Source organism: Rudaeicoccus suwonensis (assembly GCF_007829035.1).
GTDB lineage: Bacteria > Actinomycetota > Actinomycetes > Actinomycetales > Dermatophilaceae > Rudaeicoccus > Rudaeicoccus suwonensis.
Genome location: NZ_VIVQ01000002.1, coordinates 575,892 through 599,528, shown reverse-complemented (window position 1 = coordinate 599,528; position 23,637 = coordinate 575,892). Strand labels below are relative to the sequence as shown.

The 23,637-nt window shown below is 62.3% G+C and carries 17 protein-coding genes; 6 read left to right on the top strand and 11 right to left on the bottom strand.

All coding sequences use genetic code 11. The annotated features are described in order from the left end of the window. The first annotated feature begins 186 nt into the window (after positions 1-186). Complete coding sequence (locus tag BKA23_RS13980; RefSeq protein ID WP_145229461.1) at positions 187-1,527, top strand: aminotransferase-like domain-containing protein; 1,341 nt, start codon at positions 187-189, stop codon at positions 1,525-1,527. 91 nt (positions 1,528-1,618) lie between these two features. Further along, positions 1,619-3,091: a gamma-aminobutyraldehyde dehydrogenase gene (locus tag BKA23_RS13975; RefSeq protein WP_145229459.1), complete on the top strand. Its 1,473-nt coding sequence runs from the start codon at positions 1,619-1,621 to the stop codon at positions 3,089-3,091. Between the two features lie 471 nt (positions 3,092-3,562). Here BKA23_RS13975 and BKA23_RS13970 read toward each other — a convergent pair whose 3' ends face one another. From BKA23_RS13970 to BKA23_RS13935, 8 genes are all read right to left on the bottom strand, one after another. Next, positions 3,563-6,295, bottom strand: a complete 2,733-nt coding sequence (locus tag BKA23_RS13970; protein WP_145229457.1) for a phospholipase D-like domain-containing protein — start codon at positions 6,293-6,295, stop codon at positions 3,563-3,565. After that, on the bottom strand, positions 6,292-7,659 hold the full coding sequence (locus tag BKA23_RS13965) for a hypothetical protein (RefSeq protein WP_211841729.1): 1,368 nt from the start codon (positions 7,657-7,659) through the stop codon (positions 6,292-6,294). Before BKA23_RS13965 ends, BKA23_RS13970 begins: the two co-directional genes overlap by 4 nt. A 380-nt stretch (positions 7,660-8,039) precedes the next feature. Then, positions 8,040-10,976 carry a type I restriction endonuclease subunit R gene (locus BKA23_RS13960; RefSeq protein ID WP_145229455.1) on the bottom strand — a complete coding sequence of 979 codons (2,937 nt, stop codon included), beginning with the start codon at positions 10,974-10,976 and terminating at the stop codon, positions 8,040-8,042. Next, entirely contained in the window at positions 10,976-12,121 is a 1,146-nt protein-coding gene (locus BKA23_RS13955; RefSeq protein ID WP_145229453.1) for a restriction endonuclease subunit S, read from the bottom strand. The genes BKA23_RS13960 and BKA23_RS13955 overlap by 1 nt, the downstream gene beginning before the upstream one ends. After that, complete coding sequence (locus tag BKA23_RS13950) at positions 12,118-13,611, bottom strand: type I restriction-modification system subunit M (protein ID WP_145229451.1); 1,494 nt, start codon at positions 13,609-13,611, stop codon at positions 12,118-12,120. The genes BKA23_RS13955 and BKA23_RS13950 overlap by 4 nt, the downstream gene beginning before the upstream one ends. After that, positions 13,608-15,005, bottom strand: a complete 1,398-nt coding sequence (locus tag BKA23_RS13945; RefSeq protein WP_246104661.1) for an N-6 DNA methylase — start codon at positions 15,003-15,005, stop codon at positions 13,608-13,610. Before BKA23_RS13945 ends, BKA23_RS13950 begins: the two co-directional genes overlap by 4 nt. A gap of 109 nt (positions 15,006-15,114) precedes the next feature. Next, positions 15,115-16,827, bottom strand: coding sequence for an N-6 DNA methylase (locus BKA23_RS13940; RefSeq protein ID WP_170226540.1), 1,713 nt, complete (start codon positions 16,825-16,827; stop codon positions 15,115-15,117). A 263-nt stretch (positions 16,828-17,090) separates the two neighbouring features. Beyond that, positions 17,091-17,579: an NYN domain-containing protein gene (locus BKA23_RS13935; RefSeq protein WP_211841728.1), complete on the bottom strand. Its 489-nt coding sequence runs from the start codon at positions 17,577-17,579 to the stop codon at positions 17,091-17,093. Positions 17,580-17,919: 340 nt separating this feature from the next. Between BKA23_RS13935 and BKA23_RS13930 the strand changes: the two genes are divergently transcribed. Together BKA23_RS13930 and BKA23_RS13925 are read left to right on the top strand one after the other, a co-directional pair. Further along, entirely contained in the window at positions 17,920-18,237 is a 318-nt protein-coding gene (locus tag BKA23_RS13930; RefSeq protein ID WP_145229446.1) for a hypothetical protein, read from the top strand. A gap of 2 nt (positions 18,238-18,239) precedes the next feature. Beyond that, positions 18,240-19,028, top strand: coding sequence for a TY-Chap2 family putative peptide chaperone (locus BKA23_RS13925; RefSeq protein WP_145229444.1), 789 nt, complete (start codon positions 18,240-18,242; stop codon positions 19,026-19,028). Between the two features lie 274 nt (positions 19,029-19,302). On the opposite strand, the gene BKA23_RS13920 is transcribed toward BKA23_RS13925, so the two are convergent. Then, entirely contained in the window at positions 19,303-20,508 is a 1,206-nt protein-coding gene (locus BKA23_RS13920) for an ATP-binding protein (protein ID WP_145229442.1), read from the bottom strand. A gap of 129 nt (positions 20,509-20,637) precedes the next feature. On the opposite strand from BKA23_RS13920, the gene BKA23_RS13915 reads away from it, so the two are divergent. Continuing rightward, positions 20,638-21,114, top strand: a complete 477-nt coding sequence (locus tag BKA23_RS13915) for a DUF6328 family protein (RefSeq protein ID WP_145229440.1) — start codon at positions 20,638-20,640, stop codon at positions 21,112-21,114. A 45-nt stretch (positions 21,115-21,159) separates the two neighbouring features. Then, positions 21,160-22,119, top strand: coding sequence for a polyphosphate kinase 2 (gene ppk2 / locus BKA23_RS13910; protein WP_246104660.1), 960 nt, complete (start codon positions 21,160-21,162; stop codon positions 22,117-22,119). Positions 22,120-22,149: 30 nt separating this feature from the next. Here ppk2 and BKA23_RS13905 read toward each other — a convergent pair whose 3' ends face one another. Next, positions 22,150-22,692 carry a HutD/Ves family protein gene (locus tag BKA23_RS13905; protein WP_145229438.1) on the bottom strand — a complete coding sequence of 181 codons (543 nt, stop codon included), beginning with the start codon at positions 22,690-22,692 and terminating at the stop codon, positions 22,150-22,152. After that, complete coding sequence (locus tag BKA23_RS13900) at positions 22,693-23,436, bottom strand: TetR family transcriptional regulator (RefSeq protein ID WP_145229436.1); 744 nt, start codon at positions 23,434-23,436, stop codon at positions 22,693-22,695. Between the last annotated feature and the right edge of the window lie 201 nt (positions 23,437-23,637).

The following is a 23,637-nucleotide window of genomic DNA, read 5'->3' as shown; positions in this document are numbered from 1 at the left end:
CTGTTACAAAACTTCTTGATCGTGGGTGCATCGAGATGTATGACGGTGCCGGTCCGTCGCTGAAGTGCGGTGAATCCGCGTCATACCGGGCGATGTGGCTTTGGTGGTCGGCGATGCGCAAGATGATGTGAAACTGGCGCGTCTTCACCTACTGTCATTTTTTGCCACACGTTGTACTGTGACGAAATGTTCGACGCAGCACGCCTCAACCTCACCGAGCGGACCAGCCGCGGGTTGGCGGACGCCGTGCTTGCGGCGATCCGCACCGGTGACCTGCGCGAAGGTGACGTGCTGCCACCGATCCGCAGCCTGGCCGGGGACCTGCAGGTCTCACCGACGACGGTGAGTTCAGCATGGTCGCTGCTCACCCGATCCGGCGCCATCGCCACCGACGGCCGCAGGGGCACGCGGGTGGCCACCGGCACCCATCGGCCCAGCCGTTACCGGCGCGCGCTCGAGTCGGGCAACTCCTTCACCCTCGACCTGTCGACGGGGGTGCCTGACCCAGAGCTGTTGCCGGACATCACGCCCGCGTTGCAGGCGCTACCCGGCCGTGCCCGCCCGACCAGCTATCTCGACGACCCTGTCCTGCCGGGCCTGACGCAGGTGCTGCTGTCGACCTGGCCGAGCGCCATCGAAGCTGTCACCGTCGTCGACGGGGCAATGGACGCCATGCAGCTCATCGCCGACACCCATCTGCGTTTCGGCGATGTGGTGCTGGTGGAGGATCCGACATTTCCGCCGATCCTCGACATCCTCGACTCGATCGGCGCGGTCGCCCACGGTGTTGCGATCGACGAAAACGGTCTGTTGCCAGGCGCTTTGGCGCAGTCGTTGACGCGGTTCCGTCCCGCCATGGTGATCCTGCAACCGCGTGGCCAGAACCCCACGGGCGCATCACTCACCGCCGAGCGCGCCCGCGAGCTCGCCGACACTCTGGGCTCGCATCACGCGCTGATCGTCGAGGACGACGCGACCGGCGACGTGGCCAGCGCCGCCGCGGTGAGCCTCGGCGACTTGCTGCCCGACCGGGTGCTGCACATCCGCAGCTTCTCCAAGTCCTTCGGTCCGGACCTGCGACTGGCGGCCATCGGTGGTCCGGCCGCTCTGCTGAACCCGATCATCGACCGGCGGCTGTTCGGCCAGGGGTGGACCTCCCGTCTGCTGCAGTCACTGCTGCTGACCCTGCTGACCGATGACGCCGTCGCCGCCCAGATCGCTTCTGCCCGCTGTGAATACGCCCGCAGGCGTGAGGCGTTGGTCGACCGGTTGCGGCAGCACGGTGTCGAGGTGCACGCGCGCGATGGCATCAACCTGTGGCTGCCCGTGGTCGACGAGGCGGCGGCGATGGTGCGCTTGGCCAGTCGGGGCATCGGCGTCGCCTCGGGCACACCGTTCACCGTGCGTGCGGACGCCACATCAGCACACGTCCGCGTGACGACCGCCTCCCTCGCCGACGATCACGATCGCGTCGCTGCCGAGCTCGCCGCCGCGGCGGCCGTCGGCAACAGCGCCGGATTCCGTTGATAACCAGACAGATCCGCTCACGTCGCGCTCTCGCGCGCCTTGTTGAATTTCCTTTGACTTCATTGCATTTCACGGCTCAGAAAGGCCCGTCATGCCATATCAATACATCAACGGCCGGCTCCGAAACGGCTCCGCCGACGAGACCCTCGAACTGATCGACCCGTCCACCGGCATACAGCTCGACACGGTCGACGTCGCGAGCGCCGACGATGTCGAAAGTGCGCTCGAAGCCGCGCGATCGGCATACAACTCGTGGTCGCGAGTCACGCCCGGCGAGCGCGCCGGGGTGCTGAACAAGCTCGCGGCGTTGCTCGAACGCGATGCGGAGGATCTCGCGCAACTGGAGTCGCGCGAGGCCGGCAAGCCGATCCGGCTGGCGCGCGAGTTTGACGTGCCGGGCACCATCGACAACACCTCGTTCTTCGCCGGCACCGCGCGCAACCTGGAGGGCAAGGCGACCGGGGAGTATGCCGCAGGCACGACCAGCAGCATCCGTCGCGAGGCCGTCGGGGTCGTGGGATCCATTGCGCCCTGGAACTATCCGCTGCAGATGGCCGCGTGGAAGGTGCTGCCTGCGATCGCCGCCGGCAATGCGATCGTGCTGAAGCCGAGCGAGCTGACGCCATCCACGACGCTGCGCTTCGCGCAGCTGGCGACCGAGGCGGGGCTGCCCGACGGGATCTTCAACGTGGTCACCGGCCCGGGAGCCACGACCGGCGCGACGCTGATCGCGCATCCGCAGGTCGACATGGTGTCGTTCACCGGGTCGACGATGGTCGGGCAGCAGATCATCGCCGCGACGGCAGCGACATCGAAGCGCACCCACATGGAACTCGGCGGCAAGGCGCCCTTCGTCGTTTTCGACGACGCCGATCTCGAGGCAGCCGCCCATGGTGCGGTGGCGGGTTCGCTGATCAACACCGGTCAGGACTGCACGGCCGCGACCCGCGCCTACGTGCAGCGCCCGCTGTATGACGCCTTCGTCGCCGCGGTGGGCGAGTTGTATGACCGCGTCGTCCTCGGCCCGACGGATGACCCCGCGACCGACCTGGGGCCGCTCATCTCACACCAGCATCGCGACCGGGTGGCTGCGATGGTCGACGCGGCACGCGCCGCCGGATCCACAGTTGTGACAGGCGGTTTCGCGCCCGAAGGGCCAGGTGCGTACTACCGGCCGACGCTGATCACGGGTGCAGCGCAGGATTCGGACATCGTGCAGAACGAGGTCTTCGGACCGGTGCTGGTCGTGCTGACGTTCGACACGGATGACGAAGGGCTGGCTCTGGCGAATGACAGCCGTTTCGGCCTGGCCGCATCGGCGTGGACCACCAATGTGCACCGTGCGCTGCGGGCGACCCGCGACATACGCGCCGGCGCGGTGTGGATCAACGACCACATCCCGATCGTGAGCGACATGCCGCACGGCGGCTACAAGCAGTCCGGTTACGGCAAGGACATGAGCCAGTACGCGCTCGACGAATACACCAACGTCAAGCACGTCATGTTCGACACCACCGGCGATGCGCACAAGGACTGGCACCGAACGATTTTCGCCATGCCGTAGATTCTCGTGTCCGTACTTCGGGTGACACGTTTGCCCGAAGTACGGACGAGGCAGAAGATGCGGACAGCGACTGTCGGCGCGTCGAATCAAATGGTCAACCCGCAGTCGTGTAACCGCTCAATATCCATTCATACGATAGACGAATAAAATCGTCAATACTGCACAGATCGACGCAATTATGTCAGACGTAACGATTATAGCTAAGTTTATAGTCAAACATCCTGGCGCGCTTCATTATTAATTCGTTTTCTTTCTATTGCATCGCGCCTTTCCTTGGTGAATATCGCCTTTGAATCCATGATAATCTTGTATATCTCTGACCCAGGGAAATAAATCTCGTGAAAATTACTGTTTTGAAAGGCGCGATGACAGTCAGTGGGATGCCGGCGATTAACACCACGGCATCGATCGCCATCCCTTACCATGGGCGCATTTAACAACCACTGAAGAGACAGCTGATAAGTACCACGCTCATGCAGGTTCAGCCTGCGAAGGCGCGGCTGCATCGAGTTCACTTCGAACGTCGTCAAGGCGAAGGCTCCATACTGGCCACGGTGGGTCAATCGGGTCGAGCTCTTCAACTTCGTCATCGACCATCACGACGCCTTCACCGGCAGCCTCATCCCAGTACGCAACGGACTTCCCGTTTCCATCCAAGCGAACTCGGATGTAATCGCCATCGTTGCCCGCGAAGTACGTTGCAACGGCCGCCCGCTGGAGGAGATCACGCATCAACTCAACGGTCAATTTTTCAACCGGCGGGTGGACGATGAATGTCACCGATCGGTAATCACGGCCAGCGCGCCGGACGCTTTCTACTCGCCACCCAGCAGCCGAGGCCGGCAAGCCGACGCCAGCGAGGACAAAATCGAAGAGCTCGCGCTCGGCGTACCATTCGGCCAGTTGAGTGAGCTCATCGAGCACCATGAGACTCATGCTCGGATCACCGGCGGCTTCGGACACCAACACCGCGTCAAGAGCGAACTCGGAATCAGTCAGCAGGTATCGCGTCACATTGCGAAGCGAAGTCCATACGTTTTCTGCGTCCTCGTAACCGAGCGCACTGACAAGGCCTCGCAACGTCTCGGCTCGTGACTCACTGTCCTTCAGGATGGTGCGGACAACATCGAGTGTCTCGGTATCGAGGCCCTTGGTCACCCCGCCTTCTTCGCACGTGCCCCACAGAAACTGCCACGTTGCGAGCAGGGCTGCGAGTGCATAGCGCGGCGAAACGGCCTCTCTTTCGAGCAGGCGGGAGAGGATGTGGTTGAAGATCACTGCGTTCGTGACGGCGACAACCGGCCCTAAGTCGTCAACGAAGCCACTGTCCGAGAGCGCGTCGCCGTAGCGCCGAACGAAGCGATCGAACGCCATCCTGGTGCGGGTGCTGACCGGTAACCGATGTCTCGTCAGTTCATCCTCGAGCTCGTCGTCGGTGGCTTCGTCGTTCGCGTCCAGGCCGACGTCGCCCTCATGCGCCAGGTCGTCATCGTCGCTGCCGGTGTCTGGTGACGAGATTCCGAGGTCACCTAGCCGCCTGGCTATGGCCGCGAGTATCACCTGGATATCAGTTGGCGCTGTCCCCGGCGCACGTCCACGAGGGTTGTATGCGCGGTATCGGGGATCGCGACGGACGCGCTCCCAATCGAGTTCGTCAAGACGAACGACATCCCCACTATCGCTGCCGCCACCACCGTCGTCAGCCGTCTTCCCCGGCGAGGCAATCCGCCATGCGGCCTCACGATCGATGATCAGTGTTTGGTCCAGCTCGCGAAGTAGGTCGTATAGCTCCGCGTCTTGATCAGGGAGGGTGCCGACACGGGGAAGTTGCTCCCGTTGCCCTGCAATCTTGAGGCGATGTCGCAAATCTCGGAGGTGATACGGCCACATCACGCTGCGCTGGTCGGCATCGCCGTCGACGTAGACCACCACACGCCCACCTTCTGCAAGACGATCAGCCGATCTCTTGGCGAGGACAAATGTGGCCATGTTGTCGTCGATCGTGACGGAGACGACCTCTAGCTCGTCCCCGGCGTCATCTTCAAGCTGGAACTTCGAGGTTAGTGGCACGGCAGCCGAAAACGTGACTGCCAGCTGGTTACCATCCAACCTGCTCCACAGGGCAACGAGGCCGTCGATCACTGCCTCGTCGTCAGGCGCGACCTCGTGTATTGAGAGCCCAAGAGAGCCGAGGTTCGTTACTGGCTGCCGCTGCACGTGTGCATAGATTCCATCGAACGCGCCGCGCGCGCCAGCAGAAATGATGCCTGCCTCGATATTGCCTGCGGCGGTTGTTCGGAGCAAAGCCGATCGTGAGAGGTTCGCCGACCCGGTCAAGAGCGTCTCGCTCTTGCTGTGGATCAGATGTACCCATTTCGCGTGCAGGTATGTGGATGGTTCGTCCACTACGTCTACGAGCTCGACTGTCCGGGACGGGTCCGCCCCGAGAATTCGTTCAATGCTCGTAGTTTCAGCGGATGTTGCGTGGGTGACCAGGAGGCGAAGCCGCTTCGGTTGGAAGGTTGTGAGCAACTGGTCGAGCGCCGCGCAGTCTTTGTCGTGAAATGGCGCATGTACGACCATCTCTAGAACCGGGTCAGACGCCGCGTCACGCAGCTGTGCGATGAGCGGGCGGTCGAAGTTGTTGACCAGGGAGGCCTGGGCGGGCACCTCGGACGGGAGCCACGTTGAGTTGCCCCAGGCCGTTTGAAGCAAATCGATCGCAGGAGGGTCGATGTGTTTGCGGTCGGCGAGAGAGTCGAAGAAGGCCCTAGCAGCGGTGAACTGTTTGAGGTGTTCGGGCTGGTCGTCGTCGTATTCGTACACGTGCCAGAGTTCGCCGGGCGACGCGTACCCGTCGTAGCTCAAATTGCCCGACCCTGCGATCAGCCTGCCACTGGTCGGCCCAAGCAGAAGTATGACTTTGGCGTGGGCCGCATGCGGGTGCCGTATTGGCGCCGCCACGTACGCCTTGTTTGCCAACCTGTGCCGTTGCCCCGTCCGCGCTGCCTCCTCCAGGCCTCGGAGCAGTTGTTGGCCATCGGCCAGGATGATCCGGAGCGGAACTTGCGCGAGTTGGCCCATCAGGCGCGACTCGAAGAACGTCAGATTCGCACCGAAGGTACTGATGATGGCCGTCGTCCATTGGCCCTGAAGCAGTTCGGGGACGACCAGACTCGTACTTTCAGTGCGGCCCGCGCTCATGTTGTCGCCGGCTTCTCGACCTCGAACTGTTCGGAAGCGGCCGCGAGGGCACCAGCTGGAAGATCACCGTCGACGAGCAGTGCCCGGCCCGACCGGGTCAGCTTCCTGTTCGACAACGCAAATGGCGTCGCCCAACCCAACTCATGAACCATGGTGCTGAGCGCTCCGAAACGACTGTCGTTGAGCCGTACCGGCACGTCTTGTGGGAAGAAGCGAAGGCTGCCACCGACTCGACGAAGCCGGTAGGTGTCGTCGGGCAGCTTGGCTGCTGCCACGCGCTCGTGTTGGACGATGACGAAGTCCTGGATGAGCCACTGCAACAGCTCAGCCAGGGTCGGGTTGCGCAGCATGCGCTGATTCAGCAGATGCATGAACCTGGACATGCCAATGCGCAGCGCGCCGCCCTCAGCCAGGACGAGTCGCTCGTCGATGAATTCGGCGGCGCGTTCTGGTAAGCCGAACCGTTCGCGAACGAGAAGTAGCAACGCGAGCAGCGCGACAAGTGTTGCTCCGTCGTCGACGTCGACGTAGCGACAAGCCTCGTAGAGCGCGTGTTCATCGCGGGTCTCGTCGCGCGGCCACGGAGCATCTGCAGACCCGGTGATGTCCAGGCCGTCCTTCAGCTCCCTCAGTAGGTCCCCGGCGGCGGTATCGGCGGTGACCGATGGCAATTCCAGGTTCATGTCAGGGTTGTGGGTCCCGTCGTTGATCGCGTCAGCGACGAGTTCCCATACGTCTTCCAGCGGCATCGGAGTCAGGCCAGCCTCGGTCTCATCGAGACCGCGGCGTGTAACCCACCGCAGGAGGCGGTTGAACACGAACGCGAAGTATTCGCGCCCTTGGTACACGCGCCAGCGTCGGGCGACGTCGAGCAGTTCAGGTCGTGGCGTGTACTCAGGTCCGCCCAAGGTGCGGAAATAGATGAGTTGTCGAAACGTGTCCTGGTAGATCGGCCAGGCAGGTGCGCATTGGCTCAGATCCAGCAGGAAACGCAATGTCTGACTGCGGGAGGTTGTCTCATCGGAAACTCCAGAATGAAGGAAGAGGTCCTGCAGCAGAGGGAGGTCGTAGTCGGTCGCGACTTGAAGTTGACACAGACACGCCGAATTGGCGAAGTCGACCAGGTCATCTCGCGGGATGGGGTTTGTGGGGTCGCTATTGAGGGCGACCATGAGCCGGGTGCCAGCGATAGCGCGGCGAAAGGCGTCAGCGAGGGCGCGCCCGGTGGGCGTGGGCGCGTCGAACGGGAAGCCGTTGGAGGGTCGCGCGACAATGACGACGCCGGTCTGCTCCATCGCGGAGCGGTAGTACAGCCCGTAACCGCCGAGCGGCTCCTTGATGTAGTCGAATCCGGGATCGAACATGTCCTCGTCGACCAGTGGTCCAACGCGTCGGCTTCCGACAACGTTTGCCAACAATGTCCCGTGCTCGGGCGCCTCGCAGACATGACACGACATGGCGAAGAGGGCTTCCCGCGGGCGGTAAAAGTCTGTGAACGCTCGCCGTGTGCGCGGAAGTTCACGGACCCAAAATTCGTCGAGCACCCACGAGTAGAACGACCAATAGCGTGGATGGACAGTCAACACGTTTATGCCCGGCGATAGGGCCGGAAGAATCCGGTCGGAACTGACGGATCCGAGTCCGAGATGGTCTTGGCCAGACTTCGGGGCGAAAGCCCGGACACCCCAGGCGGGACCTGTCTGGTCCCAGCCCCACCCGGTTCCCTTGCCTGTCGCCGCGGGCATCAGTAGTACTCGCGGATGTACTTCAGCGCCTTTTCGAAGACGTCGTTGTCCCGGATCTTGAACTGGACGTACAACGTCTTGCGCAGCGCCTGCCGAACTTCCTGATCTCCGCGGATCGTGGACTGCCAGCCCTCGAACCTAACAGCCCTGACGACCTCGTCGATGCGGTCGACGACATTGGACACGATGATCGGTGTGTGCTCGCCCTTGAGCGCCTCGAACAGATCGGTGAGCGCGGCCCTGCCCTTCTCCTCCGGTGGGACATCATTGGCTTCCTTCTCTGCAGCGACGGTGTCACGGGCCAGTTCGAGGAGCTCACGCAGGAACTCCAGGCTGGACTGCTGGATGTCGGCGTACTTGTCCCGCAACGCGTTGAGGCGTTGTCCGAGTTCGATGAAGACGGGGTTGTTGAGGTGGCGTGCGATGCGTGCGGTGATCTGCTTCTCGATCTCTTCGACCGGCACATCCTGGCGTTTGCCAGTCATCAGGTCTTCGATCGTCTGCGCATCCAGCACGATCGTCTCGTCACCTTGCGGGATCTCGACCTGAACGTGCTCGTTGATCAGGTCGATCGTCTTGGCACCCAAGGCGTGCCACACCAGCCGGCCCGAGATATCCGACGGACGCACGGACTCGTAGACGTCGGTCAGCCACCGGTAGTCGTCGCGGTACGGCGCGAGCATCGGGTCCGGGCTGAGCGCCTCCCACAATTGGGAGACGACACTGTAGGCAAGCCCGAAGGCATCCTTGGTGGTTTCATCTGCGATGGCTGACTGTGCCTGCACCAGTCCTTCGTAGCCGCCAATGGTCCGGTCAACGCCGGGGAAGAACGACAACGCGGTTTCCATCGTCAGCGCGAGTTGCTTCTTCAACTCTTCGATGTTGGAGATGACCTGTTGCACTGACTTCTCGTCGAACGCCAACGACTTGGCCACGTCGTCGAAGATGCCCAGGTAGTCCACGATCAGGCCGTGCGTCTTGTCGGGTGGGTAGACGCGGTTGGTGCGGGTGATCGCCTGCAGGAGCGTGTGCTCCTTCAACGGCTTGTCCAAGTACTGACAGAACAAGATCGGGGCATCGAACCCGGTCAGCAACTTGGAGGTGACGATAATGACCTTCAGCGGGTCCGCCGGGTCGTTGAACCGGGCCAGCACCTGCTCGAGTTCGTCCGCGCCCGGGGTCCACGGCGCCCAATCCGGTGAGCCACCACGGGATTTGGACATCACGATCGTCGACACATCCGGCCCGAGGTGCCGGTCCAACTCGGTCTTGTAGGCCACACAGGAGGCCTTGTCGTAGACCACGACTTGCGCCTTCAAGCCCAGCGGTTCGACCTTGGCGCGGAAATGCTCGGCTATGTCCGCAGCGATCTTCGCGATCCGCGATGGTGTCTTGATCAGCACCTCGATCGACGCGGCCTTCTTCGACAACGCGATCTTGTCCGACTCGCTCAACCGCTCCTCGGTGGCCAGCTCGTCGAACGCTGCGTCGATCGCCTCCTGGTCGATGTGCAACTCCGACAGTCGCGGCTCGAAGTGCAGCGGGAGGGTGGCACCGTCGCGGATCGAGTCGTGGAAGGTGTAGCGCGACAGGTAGCCTCCTGCGTCCTCCGGTGCCCCGAACCACATGAACGTGTTGCGGTCGCGCTTGTTGATCGGTGTCCCGGTCAGGCCGAACAAGAACGCGTTCGGCAACGCCTGGCGCATCTTCTGCCCATAATCGCCCTCCTGTGTCCGGTGGGCTTCGTCGACCATCGCGATGATGTTCTGCCGGTCATCCAGCACACCAGGTGCCTCACCGAACTTGTGGATCGTGGTGATGATGATCTTTCGCGCCCGCTGACTCAGCAGGTTCTGCAACTGGGCACGAGAGTCGGTGGAGACCAGCCCGGGCACGTCCGAGGCGTTGAAGGTGCCGGTGATCTGTGTGTCCAGATCGATGCGGTCAACCACGATCAGGATCGTCGGGTTGGTCAACTCGGCCATCGCCCGCAGCTTCAGCGCGGTGAACACCATCAGCAGAGATTTTCCTGACCCCTGAAAGTGCCAGATCAAGCCCTGCTTCACTTTGCCGAGCAGGACTCGTTCCACAATGAGGTTGGTTGCCTGGAACTGCTGGAACCGGGCGATGATCTTGATCTTGCGGTGCTTCTTGTCCGTCGCGTAGAGGGTGAAGAACCTCACGAACTCCAAAACCGCCCGTGGATTCAGGACACCTTCGACGGCTTCACGGACCGTGACCAGCCCGATCTTGGCGGGCGCGTTCTCGTCAGTTGTGTCTTCACGCCATGGACCCCACAGCTCAACTGGCATCCCGACCGTGCCGTACCGAAAGTCCTTGCCTTCGGTGGCGAAGGAAAAAACGTTGGGCACGAAGAACTGCGGGATGCTCTGCTCGTAGTCGTCGTGAATCTGGGCTGCAGCGTCGATCCATGTGTATGCCGGCCGGATCGGCGTCTTCGCCTCACCGACCACCAGCGGGAACCCGTTGCACCACAACACCAAGTCGAACCGCTTCTCCAACCGGCCAAGCTTGAACGTCACCTCCGTCGACACCATCCATTGGTTTGACGAGTTGTCGTCAAGGTGGTCGTAGTCGATCAGACGAACGGTGGTGTGCTCACCGTTCGCTCCGAACGGCATCGACTTCTGACCCGTCAACCAAGTCATCAACTCCTCGTTGGCCACCACCGGATGCGGTGTCGTGCGAGCCGACAACAAGATCGCTCGCAGGTTGTAGATCACCTCGTCGGCCTTCGCCGGCTCGGACTCGATCTCCGGATTCAGCCGGATCAGCGCCTCCTTGAGAGCTCCCTCCAAAAGCACCTCGTCCAGACGACGTGGCAACTCGCTGCCCGGAACGAAATGAACATCGCTCGACCTGACCACGTCCCGCACGAAATCGCGCACTGAATTCGCCTCGTTGAACTGCGCCATCAGTTGCCCCCAAATATCTCCGCAAGAAACGACACCCGTAGCTCTGCGAGTTCGTCAGCTTCCGAGCGCAATTGGTCCCGCGCTTGGTCGATCGCGATGACTTGAGCAACCGCTGACGACTGGTCCTGCACGGGCAAGTCTGGAAATGGTTCAGACGTGACGAGGCCCTTTGACAGATTCTTCTGAGCTGCGCCGACGCCCTTACCCCTCAGTTCCTCCTGCCGTGAACGGAGCCAGCAGTATAAGAAGTCTGGGTCGACCTTGGACTCGTCGGCGACGAGGGCCAGGACTGCCTGATTCGTGCTCATGGGCCTCGCAATCCGTCCGACCTGACCGCGCGTCTTACCGTCTCCGTACATGGCGACGACCACGGCGCCAGTCGGTACCAACCACGCTGCGGAGTTCTCAAGCCCGTCTGCAGAGATCGACTCAGCGGTGGCGTGAAGCCCATCCCCTGTGACCTCTCCCGACTTCAGCCATGGGATCTCTCCTCCGTAGTAGGCCTTGTTGGAACGCCGAGGAGTCGCGCCACTCCTGGCAGTCAGCACAACGTCGCCAACCGTGACGTACGAAGTCGCCTCAATTTCCATGAGCGGTGTTTGGCATCTGGTGAGTGGCACTTCGGTGTCGATCACTGCCATCCGGTGGCGCTCGATGGCCCAGAGGAGGTCGGCGATGCGCTTCTGCTCGTCGAGGGGTGGGAGGTCAAATTCCTGAACCTTGAGGTCGCGCCAGTTCACGGTTGGTGACAGCGAGCCAACCGAAATGGCGACGGCACGGTCGAGGAAGTAGTCGCTCGACAAGAACACGGGCAGGAAGTCCGGGTACATGGAGTCGGCGCAAGCGCGAAGCACGAGTGCATGCGCGGAGCAGATGCCTTCGAACTCCGCAAGCGCGACCTTCTTCTGGTACGCGCGGCGCCTACCGAAAATCACGTCACCGCTCTGAAAGCGCAGCTTCTGCGCGGCGACCTTGTCCGGTGTGTCCCAGCGCCGGACAGTCATGGCCCCTGGGTCGAGGTGCTCCAACCCGACGTAACGATCAACCCCAGCTGCCGACGGGTCGTCGACACGATCGGTGATGCTTTCAATGACGTCGCCGAACACGACTCGCTTCCAACTCGACTTGTCGATATCAGGAGTCACGCGGGCGCCTCCGATCGGAGGCGCGTGAGAATGTCGGCGATGGCCGCCTCGGATTCGGTGGCAGCGGCGCGCCAGTTGGCGACGGAGTCAGTCACGTGGACCCGGTCGCGAACATCGGCAGTCTTCGCTCCAGTGACGTACAGCGGGATGGCCAGGCTGTGGCCCCTGAGGGCGATCTCGTCAAGCGTTGCGACCGAAGCAAACCCATCGACGGCACCGAAATCCCGGTAGGCGTCGAGGATCTTCTTCTGGTGGGTCTCGCGGAGAAAGGACTGCGCTTGTTCGCGGGCGACATCGTTGACCGCGTTGATGAAGAGAACCTTGCCCTTGTGCTCGGCCGGCTTGGTAGCGCGGAGTGTGACTACGACGGCTTCCATCGGGCTGTTGTAAAACAGTCCGGCTCCGAGGCCGAGCACGCATTCGAGAAGGTCGGACTTCACGAGTGCTTCGCGCAGTGCTCCTTCTTCTTGGCGGAACAGCACGCCATGGGGAAAGAGGATCGCGGCGCGACCGGTCTTGGGGTCGAGACTCTTGGCGATGTGTTGGAAGAACGCGTAGTCGGCTCGACCCTGCGGCGGGACCCCCCACCTGTTGCGGTCGTACGGGTCCTTGGCGAACTTCGCGCGGTCCCACGCCTTGATGGAATACGGCGGGTTGGCCAGGACGATGTCAAACGTTTCGAGTCCGCCTGTGGCGTTCAGGAACGCGGGCCGGGCGAGGGTGTCTCCGTGGGCGATGTGTCCGTCGGTGATGCCGTGCAGGAACAGGTTCATCCGGGCGATTGCGGAGGTGCCGTAGTTGAGTTCCTGCCCGTACAACCGGACGCTACGCCACTCCTTCTCTCTCCTCTTGAGCTCCGCCACGGCGGAGATGAGCATGCCGCCGGTACCGCAGGTCGGGTCGTACACCGACTCGCCCGCGTGGGGTTCGAGCATCTGCGTCATCAGGTGAACGAGAGTGCGGTTCGTATAGAACTCCTGCGCGGTGTGACCCGAGTCGTCCGCGAACTTCCGGATCAGGTACTCGTAGCCATTCCCGAGTTCGTCCTCAGGCAAGTTCGCGATGGTGAATGTCTCGGTGGAAAAGTGCTCGATCAGATCGCTCAGAGTGGAGTCGGGCAGCAGGTTCTTGTTGCCCCAGTCGCCGTCGCCGAACACGCCCGTAAGCGTGTCGGGGTTGGCAGCTTCGATCTCACGAAAGACCATCTTCAGGGTTTCGCCGATGTTCTGCGACGTCTCACGCACGTCGGACCAGTGGCATCCAGCGGGGATGACGAAGCGGTGATTCTCCGGTAAATCGGCCAGTACCTCATCGTCGTAGATCTTCAGCGCACCCGCGTGCTCTTCGTCATACACGTCCGAGATCCGCTTCAAGAAGACGAGCGGGAAGATGTACTGCTTGTAGTCACCGGCGTCGATCAGCCCACGGAGCACGACCGCTGCACCCCACAGGTAAGTCTCCAACTCGCGTTGAGTGATCTGCTTGCTCACGCGATCTCCCCCAGTCCCCACTTCGCCAACTCTGCTTCTAACCCCGCCCGGGTCTTGACTACCTCGCCATGCGCCGCCTCGAGGTTAGCCAGCGCGTCGGCGAGTGAGAGTCTCTCGCCGGTGTCGACCGGTGAGACATACAGAGGGATGTTGAGGTTGTAGCCGTTGCCGGCGATCTCCTCAAACGACGCAACATGTGCGAGGCCCTCGACGTCGGCATACCCCTCGTAGACGTCGAGGATCTGCTGGGCATGGCACGGCTCAAGCGTGTTCTGGTTACGACCGCGCTTGAACAAGGTCTCACCGTTGATAAACAAGACCTGGTCCCGCCGATTCGCTGGCTTCTTCGTCCGCAGAATGAGGACACACGCGGCCAGGCCTGCCCCGTAGAAGAGATTGGGAGCGAGTCCGATCACCGCCTCGACAGCACCGCTCTTCATAATGTCGGTGCGGATGCGTGCTTCGGCGCCCTGACGGAACAACGCGCCCTGCGGGAGAACAACTGCAACTCGGCCCGTTGCGTACTTCGCAGAGATGAGCATGTGTTGCACCCATGCCCAGTCGGCGTAGCCCTTCGGTGGCACCCCGCCAAGGTCGTTGCGGCCCCACTTGTCGGTTGCCCAGGCAGTTTCACCCCAGTTCTTGAGTGAGAACGGTGGGTTGGCGACGACGCAGTCGAACTGCACCAGATGACTGTCGTCCGCGTAGAACGCCGGGCTGCGGAGGGTGTCCTCGCGAACGATCCGGAAGTCTTCGACGCCGTGCACCAGCAGGTTCATGCGGGCGATTGCTGAGGTGGCAAGGACCTTCTCTTGACCGTAGAGCTTGCCCCACAGCGTCTTGGGGCTACCGCCGGCGGCCTTCACGTGCTCAATGACCTCGATTAGCATCCCACCGGTGCCGCAGGCCGGATCGTAGATGGTCTCCCCTTCTTGCGGGTCGAGGATGTTGATCAGCAACGCGACGACGGACCGCGGCGTGTAATACTCACCCGCCTTCTTGTTGGACTGGTCCGCGAAGCGCTTGATCAGGTACTCATACGCGTTGCCGAACACGTCCGGTGTTACGTTCGCGTTGGACAGCGTCTTGGTGGAGAAATGCTCGATCAGGTCGGCGAGCTTGCGGTCGGGCAGCTTGTCCTTGTTGGTCCAGCTGGCGTTGCCAAAGATGCCGTAGAGGGTGTCAGGGTTAGCCTTCTCGATCTCTCGGAACGCGGTCTGCAAGGCGGTGCCGATGTTTTCTGTGCGGTTGCGGATATCCGGCCAGAGGTTTCCCCGCGGAATCGCGAATCGGTGGTTTTCTGCGAATCCTGCAAACTCGTGGTCACCATTCGACTCATCGAGGGCTTGCGAATACTCCTCGAGGTAGACGTCACTGATCCGTTTGAGGAACATCAGCGGGAAATGTACGACTTGAAGTCGGACTGATCGATGCTGCCCCGTAGCAGATCTGCGGCCTTGCCGAGATAACTCTCCAGCTCGGCAAGACTTATGTGCGGCGCGGTCACTTGGTCCCCTTCGTGGCCTTCTCAGCATTGTCCTGGCTATCGCCGACATCGCCTGTCGAAGTGTCAGTCAATGACGCACCGTAGCGGAGGGCTTCGAGCAAGGAGGTCGCCGTGTTGCTGGCGCCATCGGCAAGGCTTTTCGCCCGCGACTGCAACTGTGAAAGATTGAGCAGCGCGTCGACCGCGGCACGTTGATCGGCCAACGGCAGCATCGGAATCTCCAGATCGAGGAGCCGCGCTCGTTGGACGGTACTGCCACCTCTGAAGCGGTCGTTCCAAGGGCCCGCAAGCACCGCACAGAGGTACTCCGCGGCGAGGGCATCACTGGCAAGCACACGTATGCGGTGGAGGCCGGCCGTCGGCAGATTGCCTCCGCTGGCGTCCACCAGCGCGCGGATGGCCGGGGTGGTGTTGACCAAAACATCTCCGGGCTGTGTCAGGTCTGCGTGATCGATAAACTTGTCGTGCGTCGGTAGCTCATTCATTCGGAGGTCAGTGGCAGTAACGACCCGAGAACGTACGTCGGCCGGAAGCTCCTCAAGCTTGTGCTTGGTTTGCCCGGCACGTACCTCGAGGACTGCCTGATCGATGAGTTCACCAATCGTCATCACACGGGCTGCAGGGAAGTTTGGAACGGGGGCTGCCGATGACCCTGCAGCACGTAGCTCCTGAATCTCCTGGTCGATGATGTGCCAACCGGAGGAGTAGCGCCCTGCTATCTCGGCAGGTTCGGGAGTCTCTGGCTCGACCCAACGGGCAGGCTGAAGAGCAGCGTCGCCGACCAGCACATCAGTCACCGGCACAACACGGTTCGGGACGCCGTCCAATGACGACGGATCGTTCAGCCACTTCGCAACCGAGTCCTCGGGCGCGGGTTCCATCGTCGCGTCGATGAAGAGGACGGCGCCGTCGGCCTGCGTTTCGGCGGGCCGTCTCAGCACCCACACCGCGAGCGGGAGAGCCGTATGCGGCAGCAGTTTTCCGGGCAGCGCGACGATGGCTTCAACACATCCACGGCGAACGAGTTCGGCACGTATCGCTCGTTCCTGACCTCCCCGGAACAGCGGGCCATTCGGGGTTACCACATATCCGCGGCCTTCGTCGGTCAGGTGTGCGATCACATGCTGCAACCACGCCATATCAGCTGAGGCAGCCGGTGGCGGACCGGCGACAAAGCGACGATCCGTCAGGCGATCCGCATTCGTGAGGCGGAGCCCGAATGGTGGTTCCGCGATGATCGTGTCAGCACGGAGGTCGGGGTCGACATCCTCGCCAACGACATCCGTGCACGTCAGTTCGAGCTCCACATTCTGAAGCGCGGCGCGTTGAGCAGCGATCGTGAGCGCTCGCTTGTTTACGTCGTGCCCGATCAGACGCTCTGGTGTCGCGCCGAGGCCAACTGTCGCGAGAAGTGCCGCAGCAATGCCACACGCCGGGTCGTACAGAGTCTTGGGCCTTCTGGCAGCAGCGAGGTTGGCAAGAAGCTTCGTCGTTCGGGACCCGACAAATCCGAAGTCTGCGCCCATCTTGATTTGAGCTCGAGCAAGGCGCTCAAGCGCGAAGTCCGTGACATCGGCGAGTTCCTCAGGCGGGACCGTCGCGAGAACCCTCTTCATGTTCACGACGGGTTCGGCAGTGACCCGCGGACGAAGAGACCGGGTGTCTCCACCTGTCATCTGCTCAACCGCAACAGCCAGCAGAAGCTCCACCAACTCCTCCGTCGTAACTTTTCCCCGCAAGAGGTTCATCGCCGACCAGACGGCAAGCCGTGCGTCACCCTCACTCGGGCTGTACCCCCGGGCCCGAAGGTAGGCAACTGCGTCCTCTCGAGAAAACAGGGGCTTCGACGCTGAACCGCTGACGCGACCGGGGAACTCCTCGTCTCGCTTGCGCCAGTTACTCACCGCGGCTCGCGACACCCCAGCCATGTCGGCCATGTCGCTGGGGGACACAAGGCCTCCGGATGAACTCTTCACGCCACACCTCCGAATCGCGCCGCGCATGCATCCACATACACAGTTTTACCTGCAGCCATTCGCAACTGCCGCGAACAGCTCCCGATCCGCGTGAGAACAGTGACCGAAACGCCAGCCGCACCCAGAGCGGCAACAGCATCGGCGAAGATGGCATCACCAGATGCGAGGACCACCTCGTCGAACCGCTCCGCGATGCGTTCCTTGTTCAGCACTTCCAAGAGCGCGAGGTCCGCACCGTCCGGGCCCGATCGCACGACGATGCGACATCCCGGCCAGCCCAGGTACGTCGGCAACACTCCAATGTGGCTCACGCCAATGACGACCTGATCGCATCCGGCCAAGCAGATGGCTTCGTCGATCGCGTGTTGCGCCAGCGCGGCCTCTGCCTCGTCGATGACGGCGCCACCAATCTCGTTCTCAATGTCAACCAGGACGAGTCGCCGCCCTCGCAGTGCACGCTTCTTGAGCGGGAGCGCTTCCGCCATTGCTGTGTACATCGAATAATCCAAATCTCTATGTGAATCCGATCCTCGTGGTCCGGTAGAGGAAGCATGGCATGATCCATTTCGGGTGTCAACATGGAAGTTAGATTCACAGTTATTTGCCTCAGAGATGCATTCACACCAGTGTGGTTGGGTCGGGCCAGCTGCCCGAAGAGCACCCGAACCGCATCGCCGAGGACGTCCCACAGCCCTTGATCAAACGAAAGCGAGGCGCCAGGACCGCCGGTCCGTGTTGGTGCAGTTACGACGTCACCTTGGCGACGGGGGGTTAGACATTGCGGCATACTCCAAGGCACCGCGGGCACACAGGGAGGCCAACACCGTGACAACTGTCGATTTCTACGTCGAGACTGCCGCTGGCGAGAGTCTGCTGTCGTTCCACAACGGCCTGTTTGGGCCTGCGACGGACCTTCTCCACGCGACGTTCCAACTCGCGCAGGCGGGCAAGATGGCACCAACTCGATACAACATCGCGGAAATGAAGTCCGTGGTGACCGGTGCGGTGCTGCGGGAGCTACTCGAATCGGTGCAGTTCAAACCCACGGACCCCTACAACTCATCAACCGCAGATGATGTTGCTTCGGTGCTGGTTGAAATCGATGACGACGCTCCCTACGTGGTCGACGGCCTGGAGGTGTAAGCATGCTCGCGTTGGAGCACTTTGACCTCGATGACGAGGAGAACTATGCGCCGAGCCAGTTTCCGCGGCGCTTGGCCGAGGTGACTGCCTGGCGGCTGTTGACCGAAATGGTTCGCCGGCATCCGGGCCGGTTCTGGATCCGCGACGCGTGGCCGATTGACGGCGTTCCCTATGACTGCCTGGCACTGTGTGACCGCGCCACATTGAAGAGCGTGCTGTACGTGAACCGCACGGGAACCGGTGCGAGCGTCAACACCGAGGGTGGTCCGGTCGTTCGGTGGACTTCAGCATGGGGAGATCTTGTCGAGTCCGAGGCCTCAACCGCGTATCGGTCTGCAGAGTCGTCTGATCCAAACCCGTTCAAGGCAGTGGAGATGCCGATTCGTCAGTGGATCTGGCGACGCGAAATCGACCTCGGCTTGATGCCACCATCGAATGGGCTTCCGGCCAGTACACCCAGCTCGCTCTCGCTGCGATGGATCGCGCAATTCCTTGCGGTTCAGATGGCTTCGGAGTATCCGTGGTATTCCTACAGCGGCAGTCATGACCTGACCGAGCGAACGGCGGACCTGCATCCGCACCATCGCGAATGGCAGGCCGCTCACTCCGATGAGGATCGCCCAAGGGTGTGGCTACTGATCCGCGGAGGCGAAGATCGTGCTCGATATGCCCTCAGCGACGACGGTGACCTGTGGACTCGCACGGAGCACTTCCAGTTATCCAGGGAGCGCAAATCCGGCGCAGGGATGACGCGGTTGCTCGTCCAGACCATCGGTCCCGATCTGCCCTAGCCCGCGGTGTCGCGCTGGTGCGACGCGGATACGGGGACCAGCACTGGATGGTCAGCACTGACCATCCGCGATCAGGATCTATACGAAGATTTCGTCGCTATCACTGCTCACAAGATCGCGATGGATACAGAAATCCCGTGGGAGACCCTCCACGCCCAAAAGCACCGACTGAAGATCAGCGAACTGAAGGGACGTCGTAACAGCAGCGTTGGACGCCGCAGAGCAAGGCACGGACTCGTCCGTCTGATCCCATGATGCTCCGTGACGCCGGGCGTCAACCCGCCGTACGGAGGTAGCGGCCGAAGTGCGGGACGGTGAACGCAATGCGTCCCCGCTCGCCGGAGTAGATCAGGCCCTTCTTCAACAAGGCGTCGCGCGCCGGCGAGAGCGACTGCGGCTTGCGCCCCAGCACCGCCGCGACCGCCGCCGTCGGCACCGATTCCACCTCGTCCCGCTCCTCGACGGGCAACTCACCGGCGGCATCGGCCATCGCACGCAGGTACTCGCGTTCGCCGGGAGTCGCTCTGTCATAACGGGATCCGAAGAATCCGACCGCCAACTCAGCCTCCGCCGCAGGGGCCGCAACAGCGATGTCTGCGGCGGTCACGGGTGTGCTGGGTGCGACATCCCACGCGACCTTGCCGTAGGCCTGGATGAAGTAGGGGTAACCACCGGTTGCGTCATACATTGCGTCGAGGGCGGCCGGCTCGAAGCTGGCGTCCTCGGATTCGGCCGGCGACTGCAGCGCCAGGTCCGCCGACTCGCGCGGCAGCCGATCGATGCGTGAATAGCGAAAAAGCCTCTCGCTGTATGACTTTGACGCCGACAGCACCGCCGGCAGATGCGGCAGTCCCGCGCCGACCACGATCACCGGCAGCGAAGCCTGACTGATCTCGTGGCACGCGGCGCACAACGCGGACACGTCGTCGGGATGCAGGTCCTGCATCTCGTCGATGAAGATCGCGATGCCGCGACCGAGGTCGGCTGCCAATCCGCCTGCGTCAGAAAGCAATTCGACGAGATCGATCTCGATGTCGCCCGAGTCGGCACGACCGGTGACGGCGGGCGCGTCGATGCCGGGGCTCCACTTGTCGCGCAGCTTCGCGCCGGTCCCGGCATCCCGTTGCGCGAACGACTTGATCACGCCGAGCACCTGGTCGACGTCCTCGGTCTGCGCGTGTCCGAGTTCGCGAACCGCCTGATGCAGCGCCGACGACAGCGGCCGACGCAGCCGCTGGTCCGGACGGGCCTCTAGCTTGCCGGTGCCCCACTTGGCGCGAACAGCCGCTGACCGCAACGCATTCAGCAACACCGTCTTGCCTACGCCACGCAGCCCGGTCAGCACGACCGACCGCTCGGGCCGCCCACGCGACACCCGCTCCAACACCACGTTGAACGTCTGAAGTTGCTCGTCGCGGCCGGCCAGTTCCGGCGGGCGCTGCCCGGCGCCGGGCGCATAGGGATTGCGTATCGGATCCACGCGAGGACTGTATGCCGCTTTCTACCGCTCACCTGATATTTGCCTAGCGCCGGCAATCGTGTCGCCCAGCCGGGTGAGATTCCGGGTGCGATCTCGCGACCAGTAGGCGTGGTGTGGCAGAACTGGAGGATGAACAACGACGCGCACTCCGACGACGACAGCTCGGCCGACGAGATCCGGGATCGCAACTGGCGAGAACTGCTCCAAGAACTGCGCGTCACGCAGACCGGTGTGCAGATCCTTGCGGGGTTCCTCGTGACACTGCCCTTCCAGCAGCGATTCGCATCGCTTGAAGTGCGGCAGAAGTGGATCTACGGCCTGGCACTCGCGTTCGGCATCGGGGCGACCATGCTGCTCATCGCACCGGTCAGCTCGCACCGGCTGCTCTTCCGTCACCACGACCGGCAGATGCTGCTGACCCTCGGAAACCGGCTGGCCAAGGCGGGATTGGCCGCTCTCGGCATCACGATGACGCTGGTGCTGATGCTGGTTTTCAGCATGCTCGTAAACTTCGTCGCCGGCATCGTCGCGGCCGTGATCGCCGTGGCGATCTTCGTCATCGTGTGGGTTGCCCTTCCCCTCGGAGTCAGCCGCTCCGGTAGTTGACCCGAACTCGTGCACGCGCGACGGGGCAACCGGCAAACTGTGGACGTGACCGACAACGAGACTCCCGCCATACAGCACGCGCAGCCTGCACCGACCGTCCACGACGGTCGCACCGACACCGGCACCACACCGGGTCTCACCGAAATGATGGGCGGCAAGGGTCTCAAGCTGCCGGACAGCAGCGGAGAAGTGTGGAAGGTCGGCTATCCGTACGACGTGAAGATGACCCGCGGCGAGTACGAGCGGATCAAACTCTCGCTGCAGATCGAAATGCTCAAGATGCAGGCGTGGGTCAAAGAAACCGGGCAAAAAGTGGTCATCGCCTTCGAAGGGCGTGATGCGGCCGGCAAGGGTGGCGCCATCAAACGCTTCACCGAGCACCTCAACCCCCGCGGCGCCACCGTTGTCGCATTGGAGAAACCGACGGAGCGCGAACTCACGCAGTGGTATTTCCAGCGATATGTGCAGCACCTTCCGGCCAGCGGCGAGATCGTGTTCTTCGACCGGTCCTGGTACAACCGCGCGGGCGTCGAGCATGTCATGGGCTTTTGCACCGACGAGCAGTATGCCGAGTTCATGCGCTCGTGCCCGCAGATCGAGCAGATGTGGGTGAATTCCGGAATCACGCTCGTCAAGCTGTGGTTCTCCGTCGGGCGGCAGGAGCAGATCCGCCGGTTCGAGAGCCGAGCGGTCGACCCGGTCAAGCAATGGAAACTCAGCCCGACCGACCTGGCGAGCCTCGACAAGTGGTCGGCATACACCGACGCCAAAGAGGCGATGTTCGAGCACACCGACACCCCGTGGGCGCCGTGGACGGTCATCAAATCCAACGACAAGAAGCGCGGCCGTATCGAGGCGATGCGATTTGTGCTCGACAAACTCGACTACCCCAACAAGGACCGCGCCATCATCGGCTACCCCGACCCCAAGATCGTCGGCTCCGGCAAACAGATCCTGGACGAGGGCGAGAACGGATTCCAGGGCGGTTATCGGTCCGGCCGATGACGTATGCCGCTGCGCGACTCCCTCACCTGGTCAGGCGACGCCGGGTCGTGCCGCCACGATCGTGACAACGGCTGCTGCGCCGCCTCCGGCGTCGACAGTTGCAGGTTTGTCCAGTTGAACCAGGTCGAACGTGCGCAGCTCGTCGCCGCACGTCACGGTGCCGTCCATACAGAACACGAAGGCAAGCCCGTCCGTCGGCACGTCGATGTCCGCGGTCTCGTTCGCGAGGGTCACCACGTCCGCGACATACACACCGCGCCGGGTCATGACGTTGAAATCGAGCGTCGGCCCGTCGGGAATGATGCAGCGGACGTCGGCACCACCGTCAAAGACGTATGGCGAAAACCGTTGCAACTCGAGCGGATCCGGCACATGCAGCACCATCCGCCCGGGCGAGCAGAGCACGATCACCCGGTCGACACCATCGAGCCGGGAGAAAGGGCCGTCCTGCTGCACCTCCGCCACGCTCAGCCGCCAGCCGAAGTCGCCTTCTGCCGGATGCCGTGCGAACTCGTGGGTGATACCGCCGCCGCCCAACCATGGCATCGTCCTTGCGTCCGCGAGGCGGATCATTCAGATGCTTTCATCTGCCGTGCGGCCGAGCAGGTGCTCCACATACGCCCGGAGGTCAGCCGCCAGCAAGCGAGCGGCATCGGCGCTGTCCACCGTGTGACGATGCATCGTTCGAGCGAACAAATCCTCGATCACCCGGGTTGTGACTACGGCATCCGATCCCGACCCACCCAATGCGTGAAGGCGCTCGGCAAAGCCGCTGATTCCGCTCATCCACGCCGCATGAATCGACTGTGCATCAGCGACAAGACCTTCATCAAACATGCTCTGGCTCAGCAGGTCATATCGAATCCGATGGAGCGATGCGTGTACTCGCATACTTGTGCAGACATCATCGATGAACGTCTCCACGAGTTGATTCGCGTCATGCGCTGCAGCAACGTACCCCGATTTGTCGAGGCCGATCCTTTCTCGCGCCACTCGAACACATTCTTGGACAAGTTCATCCCTGTTCGCGAAGCACGAACGCATCGAGCCATACGTCACGCCGGTGCGTTCCGCGAGACCGCTGATGGTCACGTGGGAGTAGCCGCAGGCGCCCCACAGGTCGATCGCAGCTGTGATGAAATGAAGGCGGCGGACGTAGTGATCCGCCGCCTTCCCCAAGGCAGGCTCGCCGCTTCGTCCCTGACCAGCGGACGCCCGGCCCATGCGGAGACTCATCGCTCCATCGGAGCCCAACAGCCATTCGGTGGCCACGTCCTCACCAAACTGCGGCTTGCCAGCATCGGAAACATTCTTCACGCTTTTATTCTTCTCTTTCTCGCGACAAGTCACAATGCGACTCGTCGAATAAGTGCCACTTACTGTTTAACGTGACGTTTTCCCGGCCTTCTCGGACCCCCATTTTTCCTCCCGTTACGACGCATGGCTCGTGTAGTGGCCACCGTCTTCCCCAACTCCATTCACGCCTTGGGCCGGCCCAACCGTGCTGGCCTGCACTCA

Bases quoted from the DNA above. Each gene is read 5' to 3' on its own strand.
- BKA23_RS13915 (WP_145229440.1), top strand. From the start codon at position 20,638: ATGAACAACGACGCGCACTCCGACGACGACAGCTCGGCCGACGAGATC.
- BKA23_RS13980 (WP_145229461.1), top strand. From the start codon at position 187: ATGTTCGACGCAGCACGCCTCAACCTCACCGAGCGGACCAGCCGCGGG.
- BKA23_RS13970 (WP_145229457.1), bottom strand. From the start codon at position 6,295: ATGAGCGCGGGCCGCACTGAAAGTACGAGTCTGGTCGTCCCCGAACTG.
- BKA23_RS13975 (WP_145229459.1), top strand. From the start codon at position 1,619: ATGCCATATCAATACATCAACGGCCGGCTCCGAAACGGCTCCGCCGAC.
- BKA23_RS13905 (WP_145229438.1), bottom strand. From the start codon at position 22,692: ATGATCCGCCTCGCGGACGCAAGGACGATGCCATGGTTGGGCGGCGGC.
- BKA23_RS13945 (WP_246104661.1), bottom strand. From the start codon at position 15,005: ATGTTCCTCAAACGGATCAGTGACGTCTACCTCGAGGAGTATTCGCAA.
- BKA23_RS13925 (WP_145229444.1), top strand. From the start codon at position 18,240: ATGCTCGCGTTGGAGCACTTTGACCTCGATGACGAGGAGAACTATGCG.
- BKA23_RS13935 (WP_211841728.1), bottom strand. From the start codon at position 17,579: ATGGCGGAAGCGCTCCCGCTCAAGAAGCGTGCACTGCGAGGGCGGCGA.
- BKA23_RS13965 (WP_211841729.1), bottom strand. From the start codon at position 7,659: ATGTTCGATCCCGGATTCGACTACATCAAGGAGCCGCTCGGCGGTTAC.
- BKA23_RS13960 (WP_145229455.1), bottom strand. From the start codon at position 10,976: ATGGCGCAGTTCAACGAGGCGAATTCAGTGCGCGATTTCGTGCGGGAC.